Annotated in this window: 18 protein-coding genes; 8 read left to right on the top strand and 10 right to left on the bottom strand. The window is 45.9% G+C overall.

All coding sequences use genetic code 11. From position 1 onward, the window contains the following. The 3 genes from QT987_RS23895 to QT987_RS23885 form a co-directional block, all read left to right on the top strand. Nucleotides 1-232 (top strand): hypothetical protein (locus QT987_RS23895; RefSeq protein ID WP_333245192.1); only part of this gene is annotated, 232 nt, incomplete at its 5' end. A gap of 63 nt (nt 233-295) precedes the next feature. After that, complete coding sequence (locus QT987_RS23890; RefSeq protein ID WP_293145052.1) at nt 296-487, top strand: NAD(P)H dehydrogenase subunit NdhS; 192 nt, start codon at nt 296-298, stop codon at nt 485-487. A gap of 145 nt (nt 488-632) precedes the next feature. Beyond that, a complete protein-coding gene (locus QT987_RS23885) occupies nt 633-1301 on the top strand; it encodes an HAS-barrel domain-containing protein (RefSeq protein WP_006631388.1) in 669 nt (222 codons plus the stop codon). An 80-nt stretch (nt 1302-1381) separates the two neighbouring features. Here QT987_RS23885 and QT987_RS23880 read toward each other — a convergent pair whose 3' ends face one another. Together QT987_RS23880 and QT987_RS23875 are read right to left on the bottom strand one after the other, a co-directional pair. Then, nucleotides 1382-1924, bottom strand: a complete 543-nt coding sequence (locus QT987_RS23880; protein WP_333245189.1) for a hypothetical protein — start codon at nt 1922-1924, stop codon at nt 1382-1384. After that, entirely contained in the window at nt 1921-2424 is a 504-nt protein-coding gene (locus tag QT987_RS23875) for a DUF4365 domain-containing protein (protein ID WP_333245187.1), read from the bottom strand. Before QT987_RS23875 ends, QT987_RS23880 begins: the two co-directional genes overlap by 4 nt. Before the next feature lie 129 nt (nt 2425-2553). Between QT987_RS23875 and QT987_RS23870 the strand changes: the two genes are divergently transcribed. Beyond that, complete coding sequence (locus QT987_RS23870) at nt 2554-2790, top strand: helix-turn-helix domain-containing protein (RefSeq protein ID WP_015175931.1); 237 nt, start codon at nt 2554-2556, stop codon at nt 2788-2790. 99 nt (nt 2791-2889) lie between these two features. Beyond that, complete coding sequence (locus QT987_RS23865; protein WP_333242632.1) at nt 2890-3192, top strand: Rieske (2Fe-2S) protein; 303 nt, start codon at nt 2890-2892, stop codon at nt 3190-3192. A 187-nt stretch (nt 3193-3379) separates the two neighbouring features. On the opposite strand, the gene QT987_RS23860 is transcribed toward QT987_RS23865, so the two are convergent. Next, nucleotides 3380-6280 (bottom strand): TIGR02921 family PEP-CTERM protein, encoded by a 2901-nt coding sequence (locus QT987_RS23860; protein WP_333245183.1) that lies wholly within the window; start codon nt 6278-6280, stop codon nt 3380-3382. Further along, a complete protein-coding gene (gene xrtO, locus QT987_RS23855; protein WP_333245181.1) occupies nt 6258-7823 on the bottom strand; it encodes an exosortase O in 1566 nt (521 codons plus the stop codon). The genes QT987_RS23860 and xrtO overlap by 23 nt, the downstream gene beginning before the upstream one ends. Nucleotides 7824-7950: 127 nt before the next feature. On the opposite strand from xrtO, the gene smpB reads away from it, so the two are divergent. The 3 genes from smpB to QT987_RS23840 all read left to right on the top strand — a co-directional run bounded on the left by smpB (nt 7951) and on the right by QT987_RS23840 (nt 10169). After that, complete coding sequence (gene smpB / locus QT987_RS23850; protein ID WP_006631384.1) at nt 7951-8418, top strand: SsrA-binding protein SmpB; 468 nt, start codon at nt 7951-7953, stop codon at nt 8416-8418. Between the two features lie 807 nt (nt 8419-9225). Next, complete coding sequence (locus QT987_RS23845) at nt 9226-9942, top strand: tetratricopeptide repeat protein (RefSeq protein ID WP_333245178.1); 717 nt, start codon at nt 9226-9228, stop codon at nt 9940-9942. Next, a complete protein-coding gene (locus tag QT987_RS23840; protein WP_333245175.1) occupies nt 9939-10169 on the top strand; it encodes an Osc7112_2153 family protein in 231 nt (76 codons plus the stop codon). The genes QT987_RS23845 and QT987_RS23840 overlap by 4 nt, the downstream gene beginning before the upstream one ends. 438 nt (nt 10170-10607) lie before the next feature. On the opposite strand, the gene QT987_RS23835 is transcribed toward QT987_RS23840, so the two are convergent. The 6 genes from QT987_RS23835 to rpmG form a co-directional block, all read right to left on the bottom strand. Continuing rightward, a complete protein-coding gene (locus QT987_RS23835; RefSeq protein WP_333245172.1) occupies nt 10608-12068 on the bottom strand; it encodes an IctB family putative bicarbonate transporter in 1461 nt (486 codons plus the stop codon). Nucleotides 12069-12338: 270 nt separating this feature from the next. Further along, nucleotides 12339-13226, bottom strand: a complete 888-nt coding sequence (locus QT987_RS23830; RefSeq protein WP_333245169.1) for a histidine kinase dimerization/phospho-acceptor domain-containing protein — start codon at nt 13224-13226, stop codon at nt 12339-12341. A 157-nt stretch (nt 13227-13383) separates the two neighbouring features. Continuing rightward, complete coding sequence (locus tag QT987_RS23825) at nt 13384-14826, bottom strand: 1-acyl-sn-glycerol-3-phosphate acyltransferase (protein ID WP_333245166.1); 1443 nt, start codon at nt 14824-14826, stop codon at nt 13384-13386. 603 nt (nt 14827-15429) lie between these two features. Next, nucleotides 15430-17436 (bottom strand): ribonuclease R family protein, encoded by a 2007-nt coding sequence (locus tag QT987_RS23820; protein ID WP_333245163.1) that lies wholly within the window; start codon nt 17434-17436, stop codon nt 15430-15432. A gap of 313 nt (nt 17437-17749) precedes the next feature. Then, nucleotides 17750-17965: a 30S ribosomal protein S18 gene (gene rpsR, locus QT987_RS23815; protein WP_006631377.1), complete on the bottom strand. Its 216-nt coding sequence runs from the start codon at nt 17963-17965 to the stop codon at nt 17750-17752. 168 nt (nt 17966-18133) lie between these two features. Next, nucleotides 18134-18322, bottom strand: a complete 189-nt coding sequence (gene rpmG / locus QT987_RS23810) for a 50S ribosomal protein L33 (protein ID WP_006631376.1) — start codon at nt 18320-18322, stop codon at nt 18134-18136. Between the last annotated feature and the right edge of the window lie 15 nt (nt 18323-18337).

Raw genomic sequence — 18337 nt, 5'->3', positions numbered from 1 at the left:
ACAGGCATCTTGCCTGTGCTTGTTTGTGGAACAGGCATCTTGCCTGTGCTTGTTTGTGGAACAGGCATCTTGCCTGTGCTTGTTTGTGGAACAGGCATCTTGCCTGTGCTTGTTTGTGGAACAGGCATCTTGCCTGTGCTTGTTTGTGGAACAGGCATCTTGCCTGTGCTTGTTTGTGGAACAGGCATCTTGCCTGTGCTTGTTTGTGGAACAGGCATCTTGCCTGTTTTAGCATCAACTCTCGATCGCCAAGAAAAGGTAAACTGTAAACAGCAAACATAACATTGAAACAATTATGATTTTTCCAGGTTCTGCAGTTCGAGTTAAAGATAAGGGTGAGATTTACTACGCTTTTCAAGGACAAGTCCAGCGAGTTACCGACGGGAAAGTCGCGGTACTGTTTGAAGGCGGGAATTGGGACAAGCTGATTACGTTCCGCCTGTCGCAGTTGGAACTTGTCGATGCTACGGCGGGTCGCGCGAAATAGTCAGCGGTCATTAGTCATTGGTAATGGGTAATTTGTAATTGCTAAAGTACCCAATACCAGGCTACTAACTGAAGACCCTTGAAACTAGCAAAAAACCAATGACTAATGACTGATGACTAATGACTAATGACTAATCACTAAAACTATGCGTTTACCTTTACCCCAATTTGCTACAAAAGAGCGCCATCCCGATCGCATTGCTGAGGTTATCGAGACGGCAACTTCGGAGTTTTTGGCTCAATGTTTGGAACCGGAAGACTTAAGCTTTCCCGTGATGCCGCCTTTTGGGAGTTGGGTGAAGGCCGAGGATGAAGAGTCAAAAAATCAAATTTACGGCGTGGTTTATTACGCTACGACTAGCCCGATCGACTCGGTACACAGAGCTCGCGCTTTGGGTTTGTCGCTGGAAGAGTTGCGGGAGGAACAACCGCAGATTTTTGCGATGCTAAAAACCGAGTTTCGAGTGGCGATTGTGGGGTTTGAGGCTGCGCCGGAAAGGTTGAACGGTCACGGCCCATCGAGGGGTAAAATTTATCAGTATTTGCCGCCGCGCCCGCCACAAATTCACCAAGCGGTTTATCGCTGCGAACCCGATGAGGTGATTGATTTTACGGTGCAGTTGGATTTTTTGAGGACGCTGTTGGGGGTGGCTAATGCGCCGGTGGAGGCGCTGACGGCGGCGGCGATTCGGGAGATTTATCAGTTGCGGATGCGCGATCGATCTTGGTTGGTGGAAGCGGGAAGGAGTTTGAGTGTTTTGTTGAAGGATGATTATGACAGGTTGAGGGTGATTTTGAGTCAGATTCATCCGTAGGAACTGACTAATAAAGACATTAACAATCTTAGGAAAATCATTCAACCATCGCTCTTTAGTTGAATTATAGTACATTGCCTTCATTCCAACCAGGCATCTAAATCTAATGTAAAGTGATGGGTATTTTGCAGTAAAAAAGAGCGACCTTGTTTAACTAAATTGCCTTGACAAATAACCGGAATTCTGGCTTGATAAGCTTTGACTGCCAGTTCGTAGACTGGTTCTGCTAGTTCTAACTGAATGCGCCGCAGCTTGCCAACAATAACGCCTGTCAAAGTTAGTTTTCCGGTGACTGCTCCTTCTTGCAAGTTGGTGACTATGCCTTGAATGGTAATGTTAGGAGCTGATGTCAAGAGATTGCTGAGAATTTCGAGCTGGGAACGATTTTCAGCAATTTCTAGGGTTTGTAAAACTTCAGCCATCCGGCGGGGAAAGTCTAAAAATTCTGGTTTTAATGGTAGCAGAAGCTCTAACTCTTCTGAGTTTTCGCTCTGCCGATTCCAGATAGAAGCTTTATCGTCAATTTGTCGCACTTCTTGCCAGCAATGCGTTTCGAGGTAAGTACGCACAATTTCTGGCTGTAGATTTTTGAGAATTTCGGGATCTCGAACGGTGACTATCATAGGGTTTCGCCTGCTTCTATTAGCTGCATGAGGGTGGTAAGAGCTTTTACATTAAAGATATTCTGTCTGGGTATGGAAATTGTAACAGTGGTTTGATTCTGGGTTGGGGGTTGACCTCGCAGAGAAACCCAATAACCGCAATATTTCAGGCAAAGTTCCTGTTGAGATTGGATTAGCCAATTGTCTAAATTGTCGGGTACGACTACAAGGATTAACAGTCGGGGAGTATGAATATTTTCTACTTTCAATTCATTGTAGTTCTTGACTTCGAGCGGATATCTAATTGCTTCCTGTCCAATCACATCCCTAGATGTGCATTTTACCTGGAGTTCAAGTCTGGGATATCGAATAATTCCACTTCCCATACCGCCAGCAAGAATGATATCGATGCCGTCAAAATCTAATGGTCTAGCTGCTATCTGGAAGGAGTAGCCAGCCGAGGCAGCAACTGCATAAATATACGCATAACTGAACTGTTCTTTTTGCTGGTTAATGTCCACAATCGCTATTTGTTTAGTCTATCTCAAGCATAACTGGCACGGGAGGCGATCGCTCCTACCTTAGTGTAGCGCATTAGATGACAATCAGCAACGTTTACAGTAGCGTGACTCTCTGACACAATCGGGAGCATGGGAAGAGCAGGTAAAGCCCTCAAAAAAATATTAGAGGCATACGATATCAGTCAATATCAATTGGCGGCAAAGATGGAAATCGATCGCTCAAACGTTAGTCGTTGGGTGAGTGAAGAACGAGATCCATCCGCTGAGGCGGTATTTGCGATTAAGCAAGCGTTGCAGACATTCAATCGGGAGGCGGCTGATGAATTCGTCAGGTTGTACCTGGGAAATGGCGAGGAAAACGGTTAGGTTATCAGGTGTGGAGAGCGCCCCACCGATCGCCCTTGCTGCATTCAAGGACGATCGCCCATGAATTTGCAATAATTTATTTAAAGCGAGGAAGATTATATGTGGCTAGAAATAACAGCGCTAAATCAAGTTCCCGAATGGGGTGTCTTGAAGGTAAAAGTTGACGAAACTTCAGTGATTTTGAACCGTCAAGGCATGAATGTCACTTGTTACCGCAATGCTTGCACTCATTTGGAATATCCGATCGACATGGGTAAAGTCAGCAACGGTATCATTACCTGTCCTTTTCACAAATATCAGTACAAATTAGATACGGGTAAATGTTTGAATGCACCCAGCGATTCCCTGGAATCTTATCCGGTAAAGATTGAGGGCGATCGCGTTTTTGTAGAAATAGATTAGTCATTAGTCTTAGCTAAGTCCGACAGTCCGACAGGGGTTGAAACCCCTGTCTCATAGCGAAAGTCGTCTTTAGACGACTGTAGATTAATATTTGATATCAAGTCCGGCTTAAATACCCCCTCACTCTCTTAGTCTGCGGAGGCAGACTTTGTTTGACAAGGAGCGGTTTCAACCGCCGAATCATCTTTCAACCTACCATTTTCGCGCGCTGCTGGCGGAGGAAAACCGCCAAAAGCCCGATCGCACCTACCGCCAAAAGCAGCCATTCTTCCGGTTCAGGAACCCCCGAAACATTCAGAGGATTATTCGGTTTAGTTAACTCCTCCTTACCCGATTCTACCTCGCGTTCAAATCGATCGCTCTTAGCTTCCGCTGCTTTTAGTTGCTCCCTTTGCGCGTCATTAACTAACACAATCATCGAAGAATAAGGCGTCACCACTTTAAAATTTTTAGCTACTGCGTGCATCGCATCCAGTTGCGTCAATTGATTGGAACTTTTCTGCTTGCTAAGTGCAGTTATCAACTGCCGCGCAGCTATCGGTTTAAAGCCTTCATTTCCGGTATCTTTTAACTCTGCGACTGCCGCCGATTTTGCAATTTTTTTCGACTGCGGGGTTTTGGCATAACTCCAAGCATAGCCGTCAACAACGCTAACTGTAGATTCGCCCGAAGCTGCTGTGGTTGCTACTCGCTGCATCGCCTCTTTCATATCTGTAGCCACTCCGCCACCGCTATCTTGAATCACCTTTAAAGTTGCGTCGTCGTAGCCGGGGGGCAAACCTCCCAAATGCACTGTCCATAGGGGTGCAGAGATGGAAAGTTTAAGTTTGCGATCGTCCGACAATTCGTAACTGTGGCGATCGCTCACCAAAAATACATTATCGTAACTTTTATCGCCCCGCAACTGTGCAAACTGTTGCAGCATATCTTTGAGCTGGATTGTACCATAGAATGTCACCTTTGCCGCATCGAAATTGCGTACATCTTCCACAAACTTAGGTGGCATTCCCGCAGCGCTGGCGACATACAAATCAACAGCATTTTTTCCTGCTGCATTAGCTTTCAACCATTCAAAAGTCTCTTTTACTTCCTTCTTTTGGGCCGCCATGCTGCGGGAAGTATCGAGAATAACTGCAAATTTTTTGCCTTGCGGTAACGAATAATTTGCATCAGCCAGCGGCTTAGCAGAAATGATATTTCCTCCCGGTAGAATCGCTTGCTGCGCGGTTAGCGGTTGCTGTGCGACTGCGGGCAAAAAGGGTGGCAGCCAAGTTTCTCTTGCTTCTTTACCGCTGTATTTTACCTCTTTTCCGGCGATCGTGCGGCGAGTATTTTGGTTCCAAAAAATGTTGCGTTTTTCAGCCAAAACAGGCATCGCCCAACCCTGCGGCTGTCGCATGACTTTGTAAGTAAGCCACAGGTGCATTTCCGTTGGCCCGTCAGTTGGCATGAATTCTCTTTTAGCCGGGATTGGAAAAGCCCGCAAACGGTATTGTTTGGGGCCAATTTGTTCTAGCAAAGCCGGATCGACTCTTTCTACTACCTGTTGGTTGTAGACTTGCTGTGCGGCACCGCGAGGCGATACCGTAAATACAAAACGTTTATTTAAATCCCCAGTATCTCCTAGCCAAACTCCTGTAACTGCGGCGCTTTCAGGGAGGGAAAAGTAGTAAAATACTTCTTGCAAGTTCGGCGTTTGATTTTTGTAAACTTCGTAGAGTTGAACGTCAGCCCAGTCGCCGTTTTCTTTGACTGTCACTTCTTGCGACTGCAACCATACTTTTTCTTGATTGACATTCAGCAAACCAGCTTTAGCTTCTTCCCGGTTTGATGTTGACTGTACCGCGTGTTTTACTGCTTCTGTGTCGCCTTTTTGCAGTTCCGTATCGAAGAATTCGCCGTATAGTTTTTCGGCTTTTTCCACATCAGCACTAGAGCCTTGATACAAAAACGGCGACATTAAAAAATTATAGCTGTTCTGCAAAGTTTGAGCTGCGCCGTCAGGGAAAATCCAACTATTTTTGTATATCTCATAAATGTGGTTGTTTTCTCCTACAGTGCTGAGGTAGCGGTAAGGGGACAAATAAGCGTTAACTAAGCCCGATCGAATCATATCAGATTTGGCTAATAAAGTTTGGCGACTGCTGTCGTTTGCGGGGGGAGTCGCCAGCATTTTCAGCGCTGCGACTTGTGGCTGCTGCTGCAAAGCTGAGAAAATAGCCAGCCAAGCTGCTATGACTCCCAAACTTCCGATTAGTGCTTTATTTTTTCCGTATTGTGCAGCAAAACTCTGCCATATTTTCCGCCCGGAATGAATGTAGAGAAAGCCGTACAGCGAAGGCATGACAACGAATAAGCTACAGGTTAAACCAAACAATATAAACGATAGCGGTATCCAAATTAAAGCCGAGGCCCACGCCCCGTATTTAAACATCTCCAGAAATGGTGAAACCCATGTAAACTTGAAAAATTGAATGACGACAAATAAGAATCCATAAAGTGTATACAATGCCACAGGTACAGCGTAATAAAGCAGCAATGTTGCCGCCCAAGTGCCAACTACTACCATTAAACTGTGACATCCTAATTGCAGCCACGCACTTCGCTTTTCTCCGATTAAGTTGAAAATACGAGGCTGTTGATTATGGGAATTCTGGGAATCGAAAATATTTTGCACATTTTCTCTTTTACCCAGATATCCGTACAGCATTTCCACTGAAAATGCTGCAATGCACAAAGCAATAGTAGCGATGATTTGAGAACTAGCTGGGGTGAGTTCTCGCAGCAAAAACAAGCGCAGCAAACAAAGCAAAAATAGCGGTGCTTCTACGCCATAAAACCAACGCATTAGCTGTAGGGGTTGCTTGCGAAAACGCCTAGCTCCTATTACAGTACATACGGTGGGTACTGCGATCGTAGCTGCCATCGTCAAAGAAAACTCTAGCGGGATAGTGCCATCGATTGTCGCCTTAATTAATGGCACTCCTAGAATAGGCAAAATTCCCAAGTAAACAATCGATAAAAATGTCAAATTCCAAACCCAAAAAATTGTTTGAAAAATTCCATCAAACACCTGTTTGATTTTCATTTACTTCTCCTTGTAAGCTTTGTTTAACGGTCGTGTATACATTACTCGCAAACTCTTTTACTTCCTGATTTTCTGGTGGTAGCGAACTGTCAAATAAAATGGAAACTAGCACCCAAGTATGATTTTTATGGGTAATATCGCTACCGATACGGGACATGAAGTTATCTGTAGTTAGCTGTGCAGATTGCAGCCAGTATGCTGCTGATAATTGGTTGTTTTTGAGAGACAGCCAGCGCGCTGTTACTGAAGGAGTTAGTTGTTTTTTTTCTATGCGATTGACGGGAATTCCGCTTGCTACAAAACACAACTCGGGGGCGTGATAAGTTTGCCAGGATGTGCTGACTACTGTGAGCATGGAACCGCGCAAGTTGCCGGCGACAAATCTGATTTTTTGTGTTTGCGTGTCTGGATAGTTGCCAAAGAATTTTTGTTCGCTAGGATTGAGGGGAATCGACTCGGATTTAATGTATTCAGGTAATGTTAAAGGTGCGATCGCCATTTTTGACGTTTCTACATGAGACAGTTGAGCCATTATTGCCAAAACTGTGACTGCTGCAATTATTCCTGGTTTGGCTAAAGGGTGATTTGGAAGAATTTCTGAGTTTGGTTTTGCAGAAATACCGCTGGTTTTTTCTGGCTGAAATTTCGGTACTCGTTGCAGCATTAACCACGTCACAAAACAAGCACAGACTAAACCGACAATTCCCAGAGGAACGTGCATAATTTGTGCTATGTTTGGCTGTTGAAAAACTTCTGAAACCAGGACTAACACGGCAACCCGCGCAGCGTTAGCACATACCAACATTAAGAGATTAGCAGCGCCGACTGCTAGCCATCTTAAGCTCAATTTACGCCCTTCTAGCCAGGTAGCAGCAAGCAAAAATAGCGTTCCCACTAAGAGAGTTTTAATGCCGCTGCAAGGCACGTCAACCTGAGCGATGCCGTTTTCCAAAATGATAATATCGTAAGAAGAAATAGCCCCAATGTGCAGCAGAGAAAGCAACTGTTCTACTACCTGAGCAGTGAGGACTCGCGCGGGCAAACCTAAGCCGCTATTCAACTGACTATTAAATGGTAAAATACAAGCAAGCAAGCCCGCAATTGGTAAGTTTTTTCGCCAAAAGTTGGAATCCACCAATAAGCCGCACAGCCCGTAAGTTCCGAGGATAAATAGCAGGACAGTAACTTGTTTGATATCAATTATGTACTGAAGGGCGATCGAGCAAATACCCGCACCCAACATCAATAGCAGCGGATCTCGCCTCAAAACGAAATTGGGTGAAAATCCGGGCGGGCGATCCGATTTCCCAATCGATCGCACTACTAATGCTACAATCAGAAAGCCAATTACTATTTTGTACAGTGTGGGTATCTCAACAAACGAGGATAACAGCCACTTAACAGCCGAGATATTGGCCGAAAACCAAGCAAGCGCCAGCAAAAAAGGAGCCAGCCAAACCAAATAAACCGCAGGATGAGGAGTAACAGAATCTGGAATTGCAGAATCAGTGATATTGGTGCGCTGCATGATACCGCTTGACATTCACGTTGGTGACATCTTAGCTCAGCCAAATTGGTAATGTCCAGACCGATTATTTAAGTTTTGTCAAGCTTCGATTTTCTCTACAGAGAAGCTAGCGTTATAATAATTAATTTTATCGGAGGTAAAAATGAGCGAAAAAAGTCCAGGATACAAAATTGTTAGCGATAACCGACAAGCGCGCCATCTCTATGAAATTATAGAGACATACCAAGTGGGAATCGAGTTGAAGGGCACCGAAGTCAAATCTATTCGGGAAGGAAAAGCCAATTTGCGCGACGGATATGGTTTAGTTCGGAACGGGGAACTGTGGCTGATCAACGTTCACATTTCGCCTTGGAGAAGTGCTAGCAACTATTTTAATCACGAACCCCGCCGCACCCGTAAATTGCTGATGCACAAGCAGGAAATTCGCAAATTAATCGGCAAAGTCGAAGAAAAAGGCTTGACTTTAGTGCCGTTAAAAATGTATTTGAAAGGCGGCTGGGTAAAACTGGATATCGGTTTGGGTAAAGGGAAAAAACTGTACGACAAGCGCGAAGATTTGAAGAAACGCGAAGATAAGCGGGATATGGAAAGAGCGATGAAGCAATTTTAGTCAGAGTCATTAGTCATTAGTCATTAGACATCTCCGAAAAATAAACTAAAACCTTTGCTACTCAAAGGTTGAAAGTTAATTTAGGGAGATGTTTATTAGTCAGGAGTCATTAGTGGTTCATGATGGGTGATTGCTGATTAATGATTGGCTATTTTAAATCGATTTCGGTTCATGACTCATTATAATATTTTTCAAAATCCTCAAGGGAGGAGGTTGAGGACTTCCATCGTCACTACAAACTTAATTAGAGTTATTTCACCGCAGTCCATCTTAGGATCGCGAATTAAATAACTTACAATTTTAATTGTTATTGTGGGATGGGCCTGGCCCATCCCACTTTCAAGAGTGGAAGTTATTTAATTCTCATTCCTTACAGCAAATTCTATGTTGATTAACTAAACCCCAGCTCGTTCGCTCCCCGTAGGGAAACGGCCCAGGGTAAGTCCCTCTACACTCCATAAACCTGGAATACGCTGTATCTCCTCATACAGTCGCATAGTGTCGATCGACTGACCGCTGACTAAGTATTATTACTTAGACAAGGGGAAGAGTTCTACCTGCTTCCTGCTTCCCGCTTCTTTTTCCTGAAAATATCCGGATGGCTTGTGGAGTCTCATGAATGATTAACCTATGCTCGAATACCTCTGGGTAGTGGGAACATTACCCCAGCATTCGGCTGTGGACTGACAAACTCTTATAAGAAAGGGACTCAAACCTGAGTCATTTCGTAAGATTATATGCCATTAGGGTCGCAATTAAATCTGGTCAAAAAAAATCGCTCAACTCTCAAGTTAAAAAATGCTAAAAATGACACCATTAGCTAACATTTTCAATGCCATGAAAGAGCCAGCAAAAAAGCATCACAACTCGAAGTGGGGAGCCTTCTTGCTGATCCTAGCAGTAGGCTTTGGCGGCTGGAAAATTGGGCGGCCGGAACTGGCATCTTTTTTTAATAATATCGCCTTTGAAAACTACAAAGCCAATCGATTGGCTGATACTCAACAAGCATATGAGTTAGCGCTCAGGGTAGATCCAAAAAGCCGAACAGCTCTTTACAATTTAGGATGGCTTTGCGAAGAGGTGCAAGATTTACAATGCGCCAGAGCAAAATATCTGCAAGCTGCAAAACTCGGTCTGCCTGCTGCTTACAGCAACCTGGCTAGGTTATATATAGTCGATCAAAAAAACTATCCGGCTGCCGTTCACTTCCTGTGGCAAGGTTTGAAATTAGCTGAGGACGATCGAGTAAAATATTCTTTACTCAAAAACTTGGGATGGGCTCGCCTGGAACAGGGTCGATATTCAGAGGCATTGCAACATCTGGATGAAGCGATTAAACTTGATAGTGAAGGGCCAGCAACTTACTGCTTAAAAGCGCAAGTCCTAGAAAAGATGAAAAATACTAAGGCAGCGCTACCGCAGTGGAAAATTTGTCTAAAGTATGCGGATTCTCAAGAATTCGATGAGGATATATGGATAGGGATGGCACGTCAACGATTAAACGAGGAAAAAACAAATAAATGAAACGCACAGTTTTGTTTTCATCAACCATACTGGCAATTATAACGGTACTGGAGCTAAGTCAAGCCTCAACAGCACTGCCAACTCCTTCGACTGTTAAAATTACAGTTAATAAGTCAGTCGAAACGCCGTTCGACTCCAATCAATCGACGTGGCGGCGGTGCAGAGATAGAGATGGTGGAAAATATCCGTGTCCGAGATTCATCATGCCTTCAGAGAGCGCAGAATAAGAGTTATTTTCAATAAATTTTGTAGAGTGTACCATCACCACTTTACAGCAACAGGTATGTAGTATGTAGTAGTAAGTATGCAGGGTGCGCCGTCCGCACCTTATAGCATTTGAGATGTGAGATTAAGAATTGAAGATTTGGAAATAACTTATGGCGATAAGGGTTTGCAGCTTGCATAAAGCTGCATTCTTTTTTTGCACTGATATAACTCTTAATCATTGCTGTATCGGCTATTGCTGGAATCCACACCGGGCGCAGGGCTGTTTCATTCGACCTAGGGGCAAACCCTCGTGAAGAACCCCGACATTTGAAACATCGATTTCATCATTCGTGGAGGGGGTAGGCAAAGAAAGGCACTACCCCTACAAAACGATGATTTCCCTGAGAATGAAACCGCCCTGCCACCGGGCGGGGATAAAACCCCGCCAGCAATTCTATCTACTCGCCCTCCGTCAAAGCTGAATCTTGCTGCTGGTGCGAGTTGCTGTAAAAACTAGCAATAATCGCCACCATCAACCACCACAGCATATTAACTTCTGGCCGATACCAAACTGTATCGACAAAACCGTGGGCCATCATGCCGGCTAAAGTTGCGATCGCCCCTATCAACCAAAACCCCTGATTCGATTTGAGATTTTGGATTTTAGATTGGGGATTTCGGGATTCTTCCTCTAAATTAGAGATGTTAAATTGTGCATCCCGCAGATTTTTGATCTGCAACAAACCTTGATTGACGGTGACAGTCATCAGCCACAGGAAACACATTAAACCGACAAAACCGGTTTCTACCACAATTTCCAGCAGCACCGAGTAAGCGCTCAAAGCAGTGAATCTCGGCTTCATATAAAGCGGGTAAACTTTATTAAAAGCAGTGTTTCCCGGCCCGATTCCCAGAATTGGCCGATCGCGAATCATGTCAATTACCGCCGTCCAAACATTAATCCGAAAATTGTTACTGCTGTCACCTCGTCCAATAAACATACTCGAAACTCGATCGCGCAGAGGCTCGACTAAAGCCACTCCCAAAATTAAGGCTCCCGCCAAACCTCCTAACCCTAACGGCAGCGCCCAAGTTCGCCAGAACCGAGGCATCAAAGGGCTGTACCAGTACCACAGCAGCACTAAAAATACCACCAGTAGAGCCACAAAACCGATCCAAGCACCCCGGCTATCGGTGTAGCGCAAACACGCGCAATTCACCACCAGCATCGTCAATGCTAAAATTTTTGTTCCCCATCCTTTCCACACAAAAAGCGCGGCGGCGCTCAATGCAATGGCTGGCAGTAAATAGGAACCAAGCAAGTTAGGATTTCCGAGAAAACTGTAAACTCGCGTGACATTGGCTTGAGTAGAAGTCGGATCGTTCCAAGTAGCTAAGGGCGGCACTTTGTCAATCCACTGCCGCACGCCGTAGAAACTGACAATTAAAGAGACGTTCAAAAATACGGCAATTAACCACGATCGCCAACGGGGCGATCGCAATATCCGAGCCATCAGCGCAAAAAACAGCAAATACAGCGTTAGCTTGCTCCAACCAGTAGCAGCGGCGACTTTGACCGGCGACATCGCCGTGGCGACGGTGGCAATGCCCCAGTACAGCAGTACCAGCAAATGAATCGGCCTCAAGGCGATCGGGCGATCGTCCGAAACAGTCAGCAGCACCCAAAATGCAGCGCTAGCCGCCATCAACACCCCCACCAAGGCATTGTTTACAAACGGCGCAAAACCGAAAGTCAAGGCCAGCAAAACAAAACCCAAGGGTTCGGCCCACTGCATCAGCCAGCTACTTTGTCGCCAACTGCGTAAAGAGCCGATCGCCAAATTGAATAAATAACTTCTACTTTGCCACTGAGATAGCGGCAAATTTGCCAGAGTTAACTGTTGCCAAACTGAATTCATTGCTATTTTAGATTTGTACTTTGTAATCGGTAATTGGTAATTGGGAATTGGTAATTGGGAATTGGTAATTGGGAATCGCTAATCGCTAATCGGGAATTGGTAATCGGGAATTGATAATTGAAAAAAGTTGAGTTATTTTTCTTCCTTCTTTCAGCAGTTACGTCCTGTACACTGCTTATTCCTTCTTCCTTCTTCCTTCTTCCCTCTTCCTTCTTCCTTCTTCCTTCTTCCTTCTTCCTTCTTCCCTCTTCCTTCTTCCTTCTTCCTTCTTTAGCCTTCCAACAATTCCGTAGCATTTGTGCAGGGCAGCCAGAGCACGTAGCGATATCCAGATTCCGGGGCTCCTTGAATTGAGAGTTGGCCGCCTTGAATTTCCACCAATTGGCAGCAAAGCAGCAGCCCCAAGCGTTCCCTGGCCCCGTAACCAGCTAACACCGGTGCGGTATCCTCCGCATTCTGCGCCACCAAAGCCGCCAACTCAGAAAACGCCAGCGTTAAGCGCTGCGAACCCTGTGTCGGGAGTTGCGCTTCGACTCCCTCGGAGTCGGTTTCGGAGTGCGATGGCGAACCGCTACCTGATCCGACCTTCAACAAGTAGTCGGTGTAGAGTGTAGCATGGGGCAAACTTTCCCCTAACCAAGGATGAAAAACCCAAACTCCGATGTTGATACCGTCTTCTTTCCGAGAAACGTGGACTCGAATCACGCTGCCTGCCCCAGCAGATTGAATAATGCTAAAAATTAAGTGGTGCAGCATTTGCTGAACCTTATCTTTATCTACCAACCAGATGCGCGACCCGGGCCCCATCGACAAATTAATTTCTTGCTCTCGTCTACTTGCCGCCGACGACAGGATTGTCACAACCTGGTGGCACAAAGTTTCTATATCGACTGCGGTTCGCTTCAAGGTGAAAGCGGAATCATCTAGTTCTGACAGTTCCAAAATTTCTTCAACTAGCGATCGCAAAGAGCGGCTGCTGTCTTGGATCACGTCAATATATTCTTTTTGCTTGCTGGTTAAGGGGCCATAAATTTCTTGTTTCAACACGCTTGCCATGCCGAGGACAGAAGTGAGCGGTGTGAGCAATTCCTGCGCTAAATTATTCAGCAGTTTTACTTTAATTGAGTTAGTAGACAAATCGATAGGTTTGTTAGTCATCGCTAATTTTTATTGGTTCATTGTCGAGCGAGGGTTGGCGGTTCATTAGACCTATTCCAAAAGTTTATAACAATCTGTTTATAATTCACCACAAAAAAACGTCTTGAAGAAAAATATATATTCCTTCTTCCCTAGAAGCTCTTGTTTATCGGAGTAATTAAGATTTAATCATTGCTTCTAAAGCTGATTGCAAGTCTTGAGTGAGTTCGGCAACTGCTAACCTGCGGCTGGTTTGATATCGATCCCAACGATCGCTCACCGATATGGGTTCGCCCACGGTCATTTGTACCTGCTGTTTGCCCAACTTGGGGCGACCGAAAGGATTTCCCCCTTTGATGCGAGCCAGTACGTCCCACAGCAGTAAAGTTGTTTCTGCCAAACGTTCTGCTGTCAGTTGTTCTGCGACATATCTGCCCGTGACGGAAACGAAACTTTCTACAAGTCTCATGTGCCACATCCGAAGACTTGCTTCTTCAGCGAGGCGATCGGCTAATCCTCTTTCTAAGGGAGAAAGTGCTGCAATATCTTTGATATCTTCTCGATAAATATACTCCCAGCCTGCTTGTTCCAGACGGCGGCAGCGGTCTATTAAACTGCCTTTGGGCTTTAAGTTAAAATATTCTTCTGCTACTTGCAAACCCACGTCTAACAAAGCTTTCAGTCGAGCAATCATTACTTCATTGTCCGAATCATTTGCCGTTATTTTGGGGGAGAATAATGATGTTAAACTAGATGTAGATGACTGTATTTGCTTATGATAAAAACGGCTGTAAAACTCTTCCATTACTGCTAGCAAATGACCGCCAAGTCGAATCAGGCGTAGATATTGGAATTTATGATTTTGGTTTTCGGAATCGGAATTTGCCGTCTCTAAATTAGCGATATCGGTGCGTTCTAAGGGTGGCAGTCCGCAATCATTTTCTAATTGAGTTAAAAGTTTTTCTAGGGGTTGCCAAGGTGGATTGACATAGCGGTATTGAATGCCGATCGGCACAATTAAAACTTTTTCAGTGCGTCCGGCTTTCACCAAATCTTCCAGGCACCAGAAGCCCATTTGAGCAATTCCCGGTTCGAGGGGGCTAACTATTTCATTGTGACCGTTGGTGGCGCCTTCAGGGGCGGCGGCGATCGGGAATTGGCTGTTGGCAAATAAATTGCGGGCAGATCGCAATCCGGCGCGATCGATCTTACCGCGAACAATCGGAGTGCCACCGAGTTGGGAATACAACCAGCCGACTCCCGCACCGGCCCAGAGGGGAATGCCGCGATCGTAGATAAAGTGGGAATGTACCGGGAATTGCAGGGGAATGCCTTTTGCCCGCGCCGCCTGGGGAACGAGTTTCCAAATTAGTTGTCCCAAACAGTAGGGATCGTCTGAGTTGGGGTGGCGGAAGGCTAGCAAGAAGCGAACTTTCTGATTTTGAAATTGGTGGAATAGTTCGGCGAGGGTTTCGACGTTTTCGGCTTGAACGTGGCTGATACTCGTCCGAAATCGCAGCCACCAAGGGAGTATTTGCTTACAACCTTGCATCACTAGGGGGTTGTAGGCTGGGGGTATGAATTCCAGCGGTGGCTGAACTTGGCTAATTGAATTGGGCATTTTGCGATTTTAAATTTTAAATTTTAGATTTTAGATTACTAGGTTGGGGTGAAAACTTCCAATTTTGAGAATGCTGAAGTTTTTTTTATTAACCGCAGAGGACGCAGAGGACACGGAGGAAGAGAGGATATAGCAAAGCGTGTCGTGTCAATTTAATGTCAAAAGTATTACCTGTCTGGGATCGGATATCATGTCGAGTCGATCGACCCCAATATTTTGGTCGGGGCCGGTGTACGGTATTTCTGGCTGATATTACAGATTCAGAGGTAAACTAGCCCTGACAAGAATTAGGATTATTTTACAGGACTAAATATAAAGCGATCATCTTTTTTACCCCCTGTCCTTGACAAGGCAGGGCTGTTTCATTCTCACGAAAATGGCGATTTTGTACGGTAGTGCCCCCGTGCCTACCCCCCCACAGACGACTTCACAGGCGTTTAAGACATGGGGGCAGCCAGGGGGGCAGCCCCTACAAGAGAATGAAACAGCCCTGCTTGACAATGGGGATGCGAGGAGGTCAGAAACTCGACTAAAAACGAGATTTATCCTCAGTTTCAGCCTTCAACACAGATTTTTGCAATCTAAAATCTAAAATCTAAAATCCTATTGTGCCGCTTCAAATATCATTTCTTGGAAGTTAATGACATCCGATCGCGGATCGCAGTGTGTGACTTTGACTTCTAGCCGATCGCCGATTGCGACCGATCGACCAAATCGCATTGCCAATTCTAAACCCAAATCTTCCAATAAAATCAATCCCAGATTGCTGTCTTCCCTCAGCCAGCGCAGCATTAAAGCTTCCCAAACTTCATCGGGGTTGCGTCGCAAATATTCCAATCCCCAATAGCGGTTAGTTTGGCGTTCGACGGTGGATGCTTCTTTAACTGCGGTGCCGAGACACATCACAATGTCCTGTATTTCTTGGGCGGAAAAAGGCAGTGGTTCGCCTCGCAGGTGGGCTTTGATTTGGAAGTGAGCCAGCAAGTCGGTATAGCGGCGGATCGGGGAAGTAACTTGAGTGTATAATTCCAAGCCCAAGCCGGCGTGGCGTCCGGGGGTAAGGCCCATTTCGCTGCGGGGCATACACCGACGCACGGCGCAAGCGCGGGCGGGGCCAGCAGGTACAGCTAGCAATTCTTCATCGGGAGGGAGTTCGGGCTGTGGCTGATAGCGGTAGGGTATGGGCAGGCTGTGAACTTGACCGTAGCGGGCGGCTAGTTCGCCGGCTAAAATCATCATTTCGGCTACTAGCATCCGGGCTGTGGAGTCGTCGATGACGTGGATTTTGATGTCGTCGCCGTTGACTTTGATGACGGATTCGGGCATGAAAATGCTGATTGCGCCTTGGGCTTCCCGCCATTTTTGCCGCAGTTTTGCTGCTGAGGCGATCGCTGCTATTTCCGGTTCTGCTTCGATTCCCAACTCCAGCATTTCGTCTACGTCATCGTAGGTCAAGCGGTAGGTGGGTTTTATGGTGCTGATGTGGATGCTGTAATCTTGAGCCGCGCCGATTTCGTCTAAGGTGACGCTGAAGCTGAGGGCGCTGCACTCTTTGCCTTGAATTAAACTCATTGGCCCGGTTGCCAAAGCTGGGGGAAACATGGAGATCATTCCCGTGGGCAGGTAAACCGTAGTGGTGCGCTTTCTGGCTTCGAGGTCGAGTTCGTCTCCGGGGGAAAGCAAGCGGGTGGGATCGGCGATGTGTATCCAGATCCGCTGCTGGCCGTTTTCGAGGAATTCTAAGCTGAGGCCGTCGTCGATTTCGGTGGTGCTTTCGTCGTCGATCGTGTAAACCTTGAGGTGAGTTAAATCGAGACGATTTGTGTCGGAGTCGGTGGGGGGATTTTCTAGGCAGCGTTGGGCCACTTCTAATACCTTTGCGGAGAATTGTAGGGGAATTTGGCTGCGCCGCAAAAACAGGTTTTCGTGGGTACTCCAGAGGCCGAGATCGACTAGGAGGCCAAATGCTGCTTCGGGGTTTTCGGATCGTTGTAAGCTGGCTAAAGTTTCTAAGGCTGGGGTGCGGTGCGTTGCTTCTTCTCCGAGGAGGGCAAAGCGTTCTAGGGCGTCGAGGCGAGTTCGATCGCTATTTTCCCAATCTACATTTTCCCCTGCCAGCCGCTGTTTGACTCGATCCCAAAATCCTTGGGATTCTTGGTGTCGCTGCTGTTCTACTTCTTGCTGGTGTTTGATTTCGGCTACTTGGGCTGCAGATCGCGGTTCGTAGCGATCGCCCTTTTGTTTGAAATACAGTTTGTCTGTTGATAGCAAACAGTAAGCCGCGTAACACTGGGCCGCACTGCGTTCGGAAAATAGCAGCATTGCCAGGGATTCGGGATCTGCTGTTTCTCCGTCACCGACTAAAAGTTCCCAAGCGACTTCCAAACTCGACGGATCTGAGTATGCTTCTACTTCTTTGAGAAATTTGGGAATATCGGAGGGTTTGTAAGTTTCTCCGACTACTTCGTAGCTGATTTGTTTGGGCGGTATGCTGTGCGGTTGACCGTTTTCGTCTACCACGACCCAGTTTTTCTTGCCGTCGGGGCGATCGGCAACTGCCAGACGGCGGTCGCCGTGCACTCTAAATTCTACTAACGTTCCCTTCTCCACTTGCCAGCTTTATATTTGAGATTTTGGATTTTTACAGTAGCCACTTATCGAGTTTCGAGCTTGCGATTTTAGATTTTGGATATTGGCATTTTTTCTGGTCAATTGTGAAAGTTAAAATCTAAAAAGTTTTTCTTTATTCTTGCTTTTTTTTTAACTTTTGACTTGTGATTAAGACTTGCGCTGCTGCGACTCTTAATCTTATTTCGCGATTATTTCGCTGCATTCTTGCTGCACTATTAATGACAGAAAGACGTTGTTCTCGCGCAAGTCTTATTCCCAGTCCAAAATCTAAAACCCAAAATCCCAAATCCTGTTAACCTTCTTGGTTTACGAAGGGCATCAAAGCTACAATTCTTGCTCTTTTGATGCTTCTTGTCAGGTCTCGCTGCTGTTTTGCCGTCAAACCGGTAATCCGGCGGGGCAAAATTTTACCGCGTTCTGTGACGTATTTTTTGAGCAAATCGACATCTTTGTAGTCGATCGGGTCTCCTGGTTTGATGGGCGAAACGCGCCGGCGAAAGTAAGTCATGGTTTGTTGTTTGTTGACTGTTGTTTGTTGACTGTTGATTGTGAGTTTTTAGTTATTAGCCGTTAGTTGCTAGCCGTCAGGAAAGCATTGGTTAATTATCTGCTTTTCGCCGATCAATATCAATTGCCAACAACTGATGACTGATGACTAAGGACTAATGACTAATCGCTACTTGATCTCTTTGTGGGCAGTGTGGCTGTTGCAATGGGGGCAGAACTTTTTGAGTTCCAGCCGCGCCGTCGTGTTGCGACGGTTCTTGGTGGTGGTGTACCGAGACACGCCTTTTGAGCGTTTGCTTACGTTTGTACGGCACTCAGTACACTCTAGAGTAATTATGATGCGGACGCCTTTAGCCATAATTCTAAATAAATT

The organism is Microcoleus sp. SVA1B4 (assembly GCF_036700545.1).
In the GTDB taxonomy this organism is placed as follows: Bacteria; Cyanobacteriota; Cyanobacteriia; order Cyanobacteriales; family Microcoleaceae; genus Microcoleus.
This window is presented reverse-complemented; position numbering and strand designations above follow the sequence as displayed.

Excerpts from the sequence above, each read along its gene's own strand:
- QT987_RS23890 (WP_293145052.1), top strand. The coding sequence starts at position 296 with ATGATTTTTCCAGGTTCTGCAGTTCGAGTTAAAGATAAGGGTGAGATT.
- QT987_RS23870 (WP_015175931.1), top strand. The coding sequence starts at position 2,554 with ATGGGAAGAGCAGGTAAAGCCCTCAAAAAAATATTAGAGGCATACGAT.
- xrtO (WP_333245181.1), bottom strand. The coding sequence starts at position 7,823 with ATGTCAAGCGGTATCATGCAGCGCACCAATATCACTGATTCTGCAATT.
- QT987_RS23860 (WP_333245183.1), bottom strand. The coding sequence starts at position 6,280 with ATGAAAATCAAACAGGTGTTTGATGGAATTTTTCAAACAATTTTTTGG.
- rpsR (WP_006631377.1), bottom strand. The coding sequence starts at position 17,965 with ATGACTTACTTTCGCCGGCGCGTTTCGCCCATCAAACCAGGAGACCCG.
- QT987_RS23885 (WP_006631388.1), top strand. The coding sequence starts at position 633 with ATGCGTTTACCTTTACCCCAATTTGCTACAAAAGAGCGCCATCCCGAT.
- QT987_RS23845 (WP_333245178.1), top strand. The coding sequence starts at position 9,226 with ATGACACCATTAGCTAACATTTTCAATGCCATGAAAGAGCCAGCAAAA.
- QT987_RS23865 (WP_333242632.1), top strand. The coding sequence starts at position 2,890 with ATGTGGCTAGAAATAACAGCGCTAAATCAAGTTCCCGAATGGGGTGTC.
- QT987_RS23835 (WP_333245172.1), bottom strand. The coding sequence starts at position 12,068 with ATGAATTCAGTTTGGCAACAGTTAACTCTGGCAAATTTGCCGCTATCT.
- QT987_RS23830 (WP_333245169.1), bottom strand. The coding sequence starts at position 13,226 with ATGACTAACAAACCTATCGATTTGTCTACTAACTCAATTAAAGTAAAA.
- QT987_RS23825 (WP_333245166.1), bottom strand. The coding sequence starts at position 14,826 with ATGCCCAATTCAATTAGCCAAGTTCAGCCACCGCTGGAATTCATACCC.
- smpB (WP_006631384.1), top strand. The coding sequence starts at position 7,951 with ATGAGCGAAAAAAGTCCAGGATACAAAATTGTTAGCGATAACCGACAA.
- rpmG (WP_006631376.1), bottom strand. The coding sequence starts at position 18,322 with ATGGCTAAAGGCGTCCGCATCATAATTACTCTAGAGTGTACTGAGTGC.
- QT987_RS23880 (WP_333245189.1), bottom strand. The coding sequence starts at position 1,924 with ATGATAGTCACCGTTCGAGATCCCGAAATTCTCAAAAATCTACAGCCA.
- QT987_RS23840 (WP_333245175.1), top strand. The coding sequence starts at position 9,939 with ATGAAACGCACAGTTTTGTTTTCATCAACCATACTGGCAATTATAACG.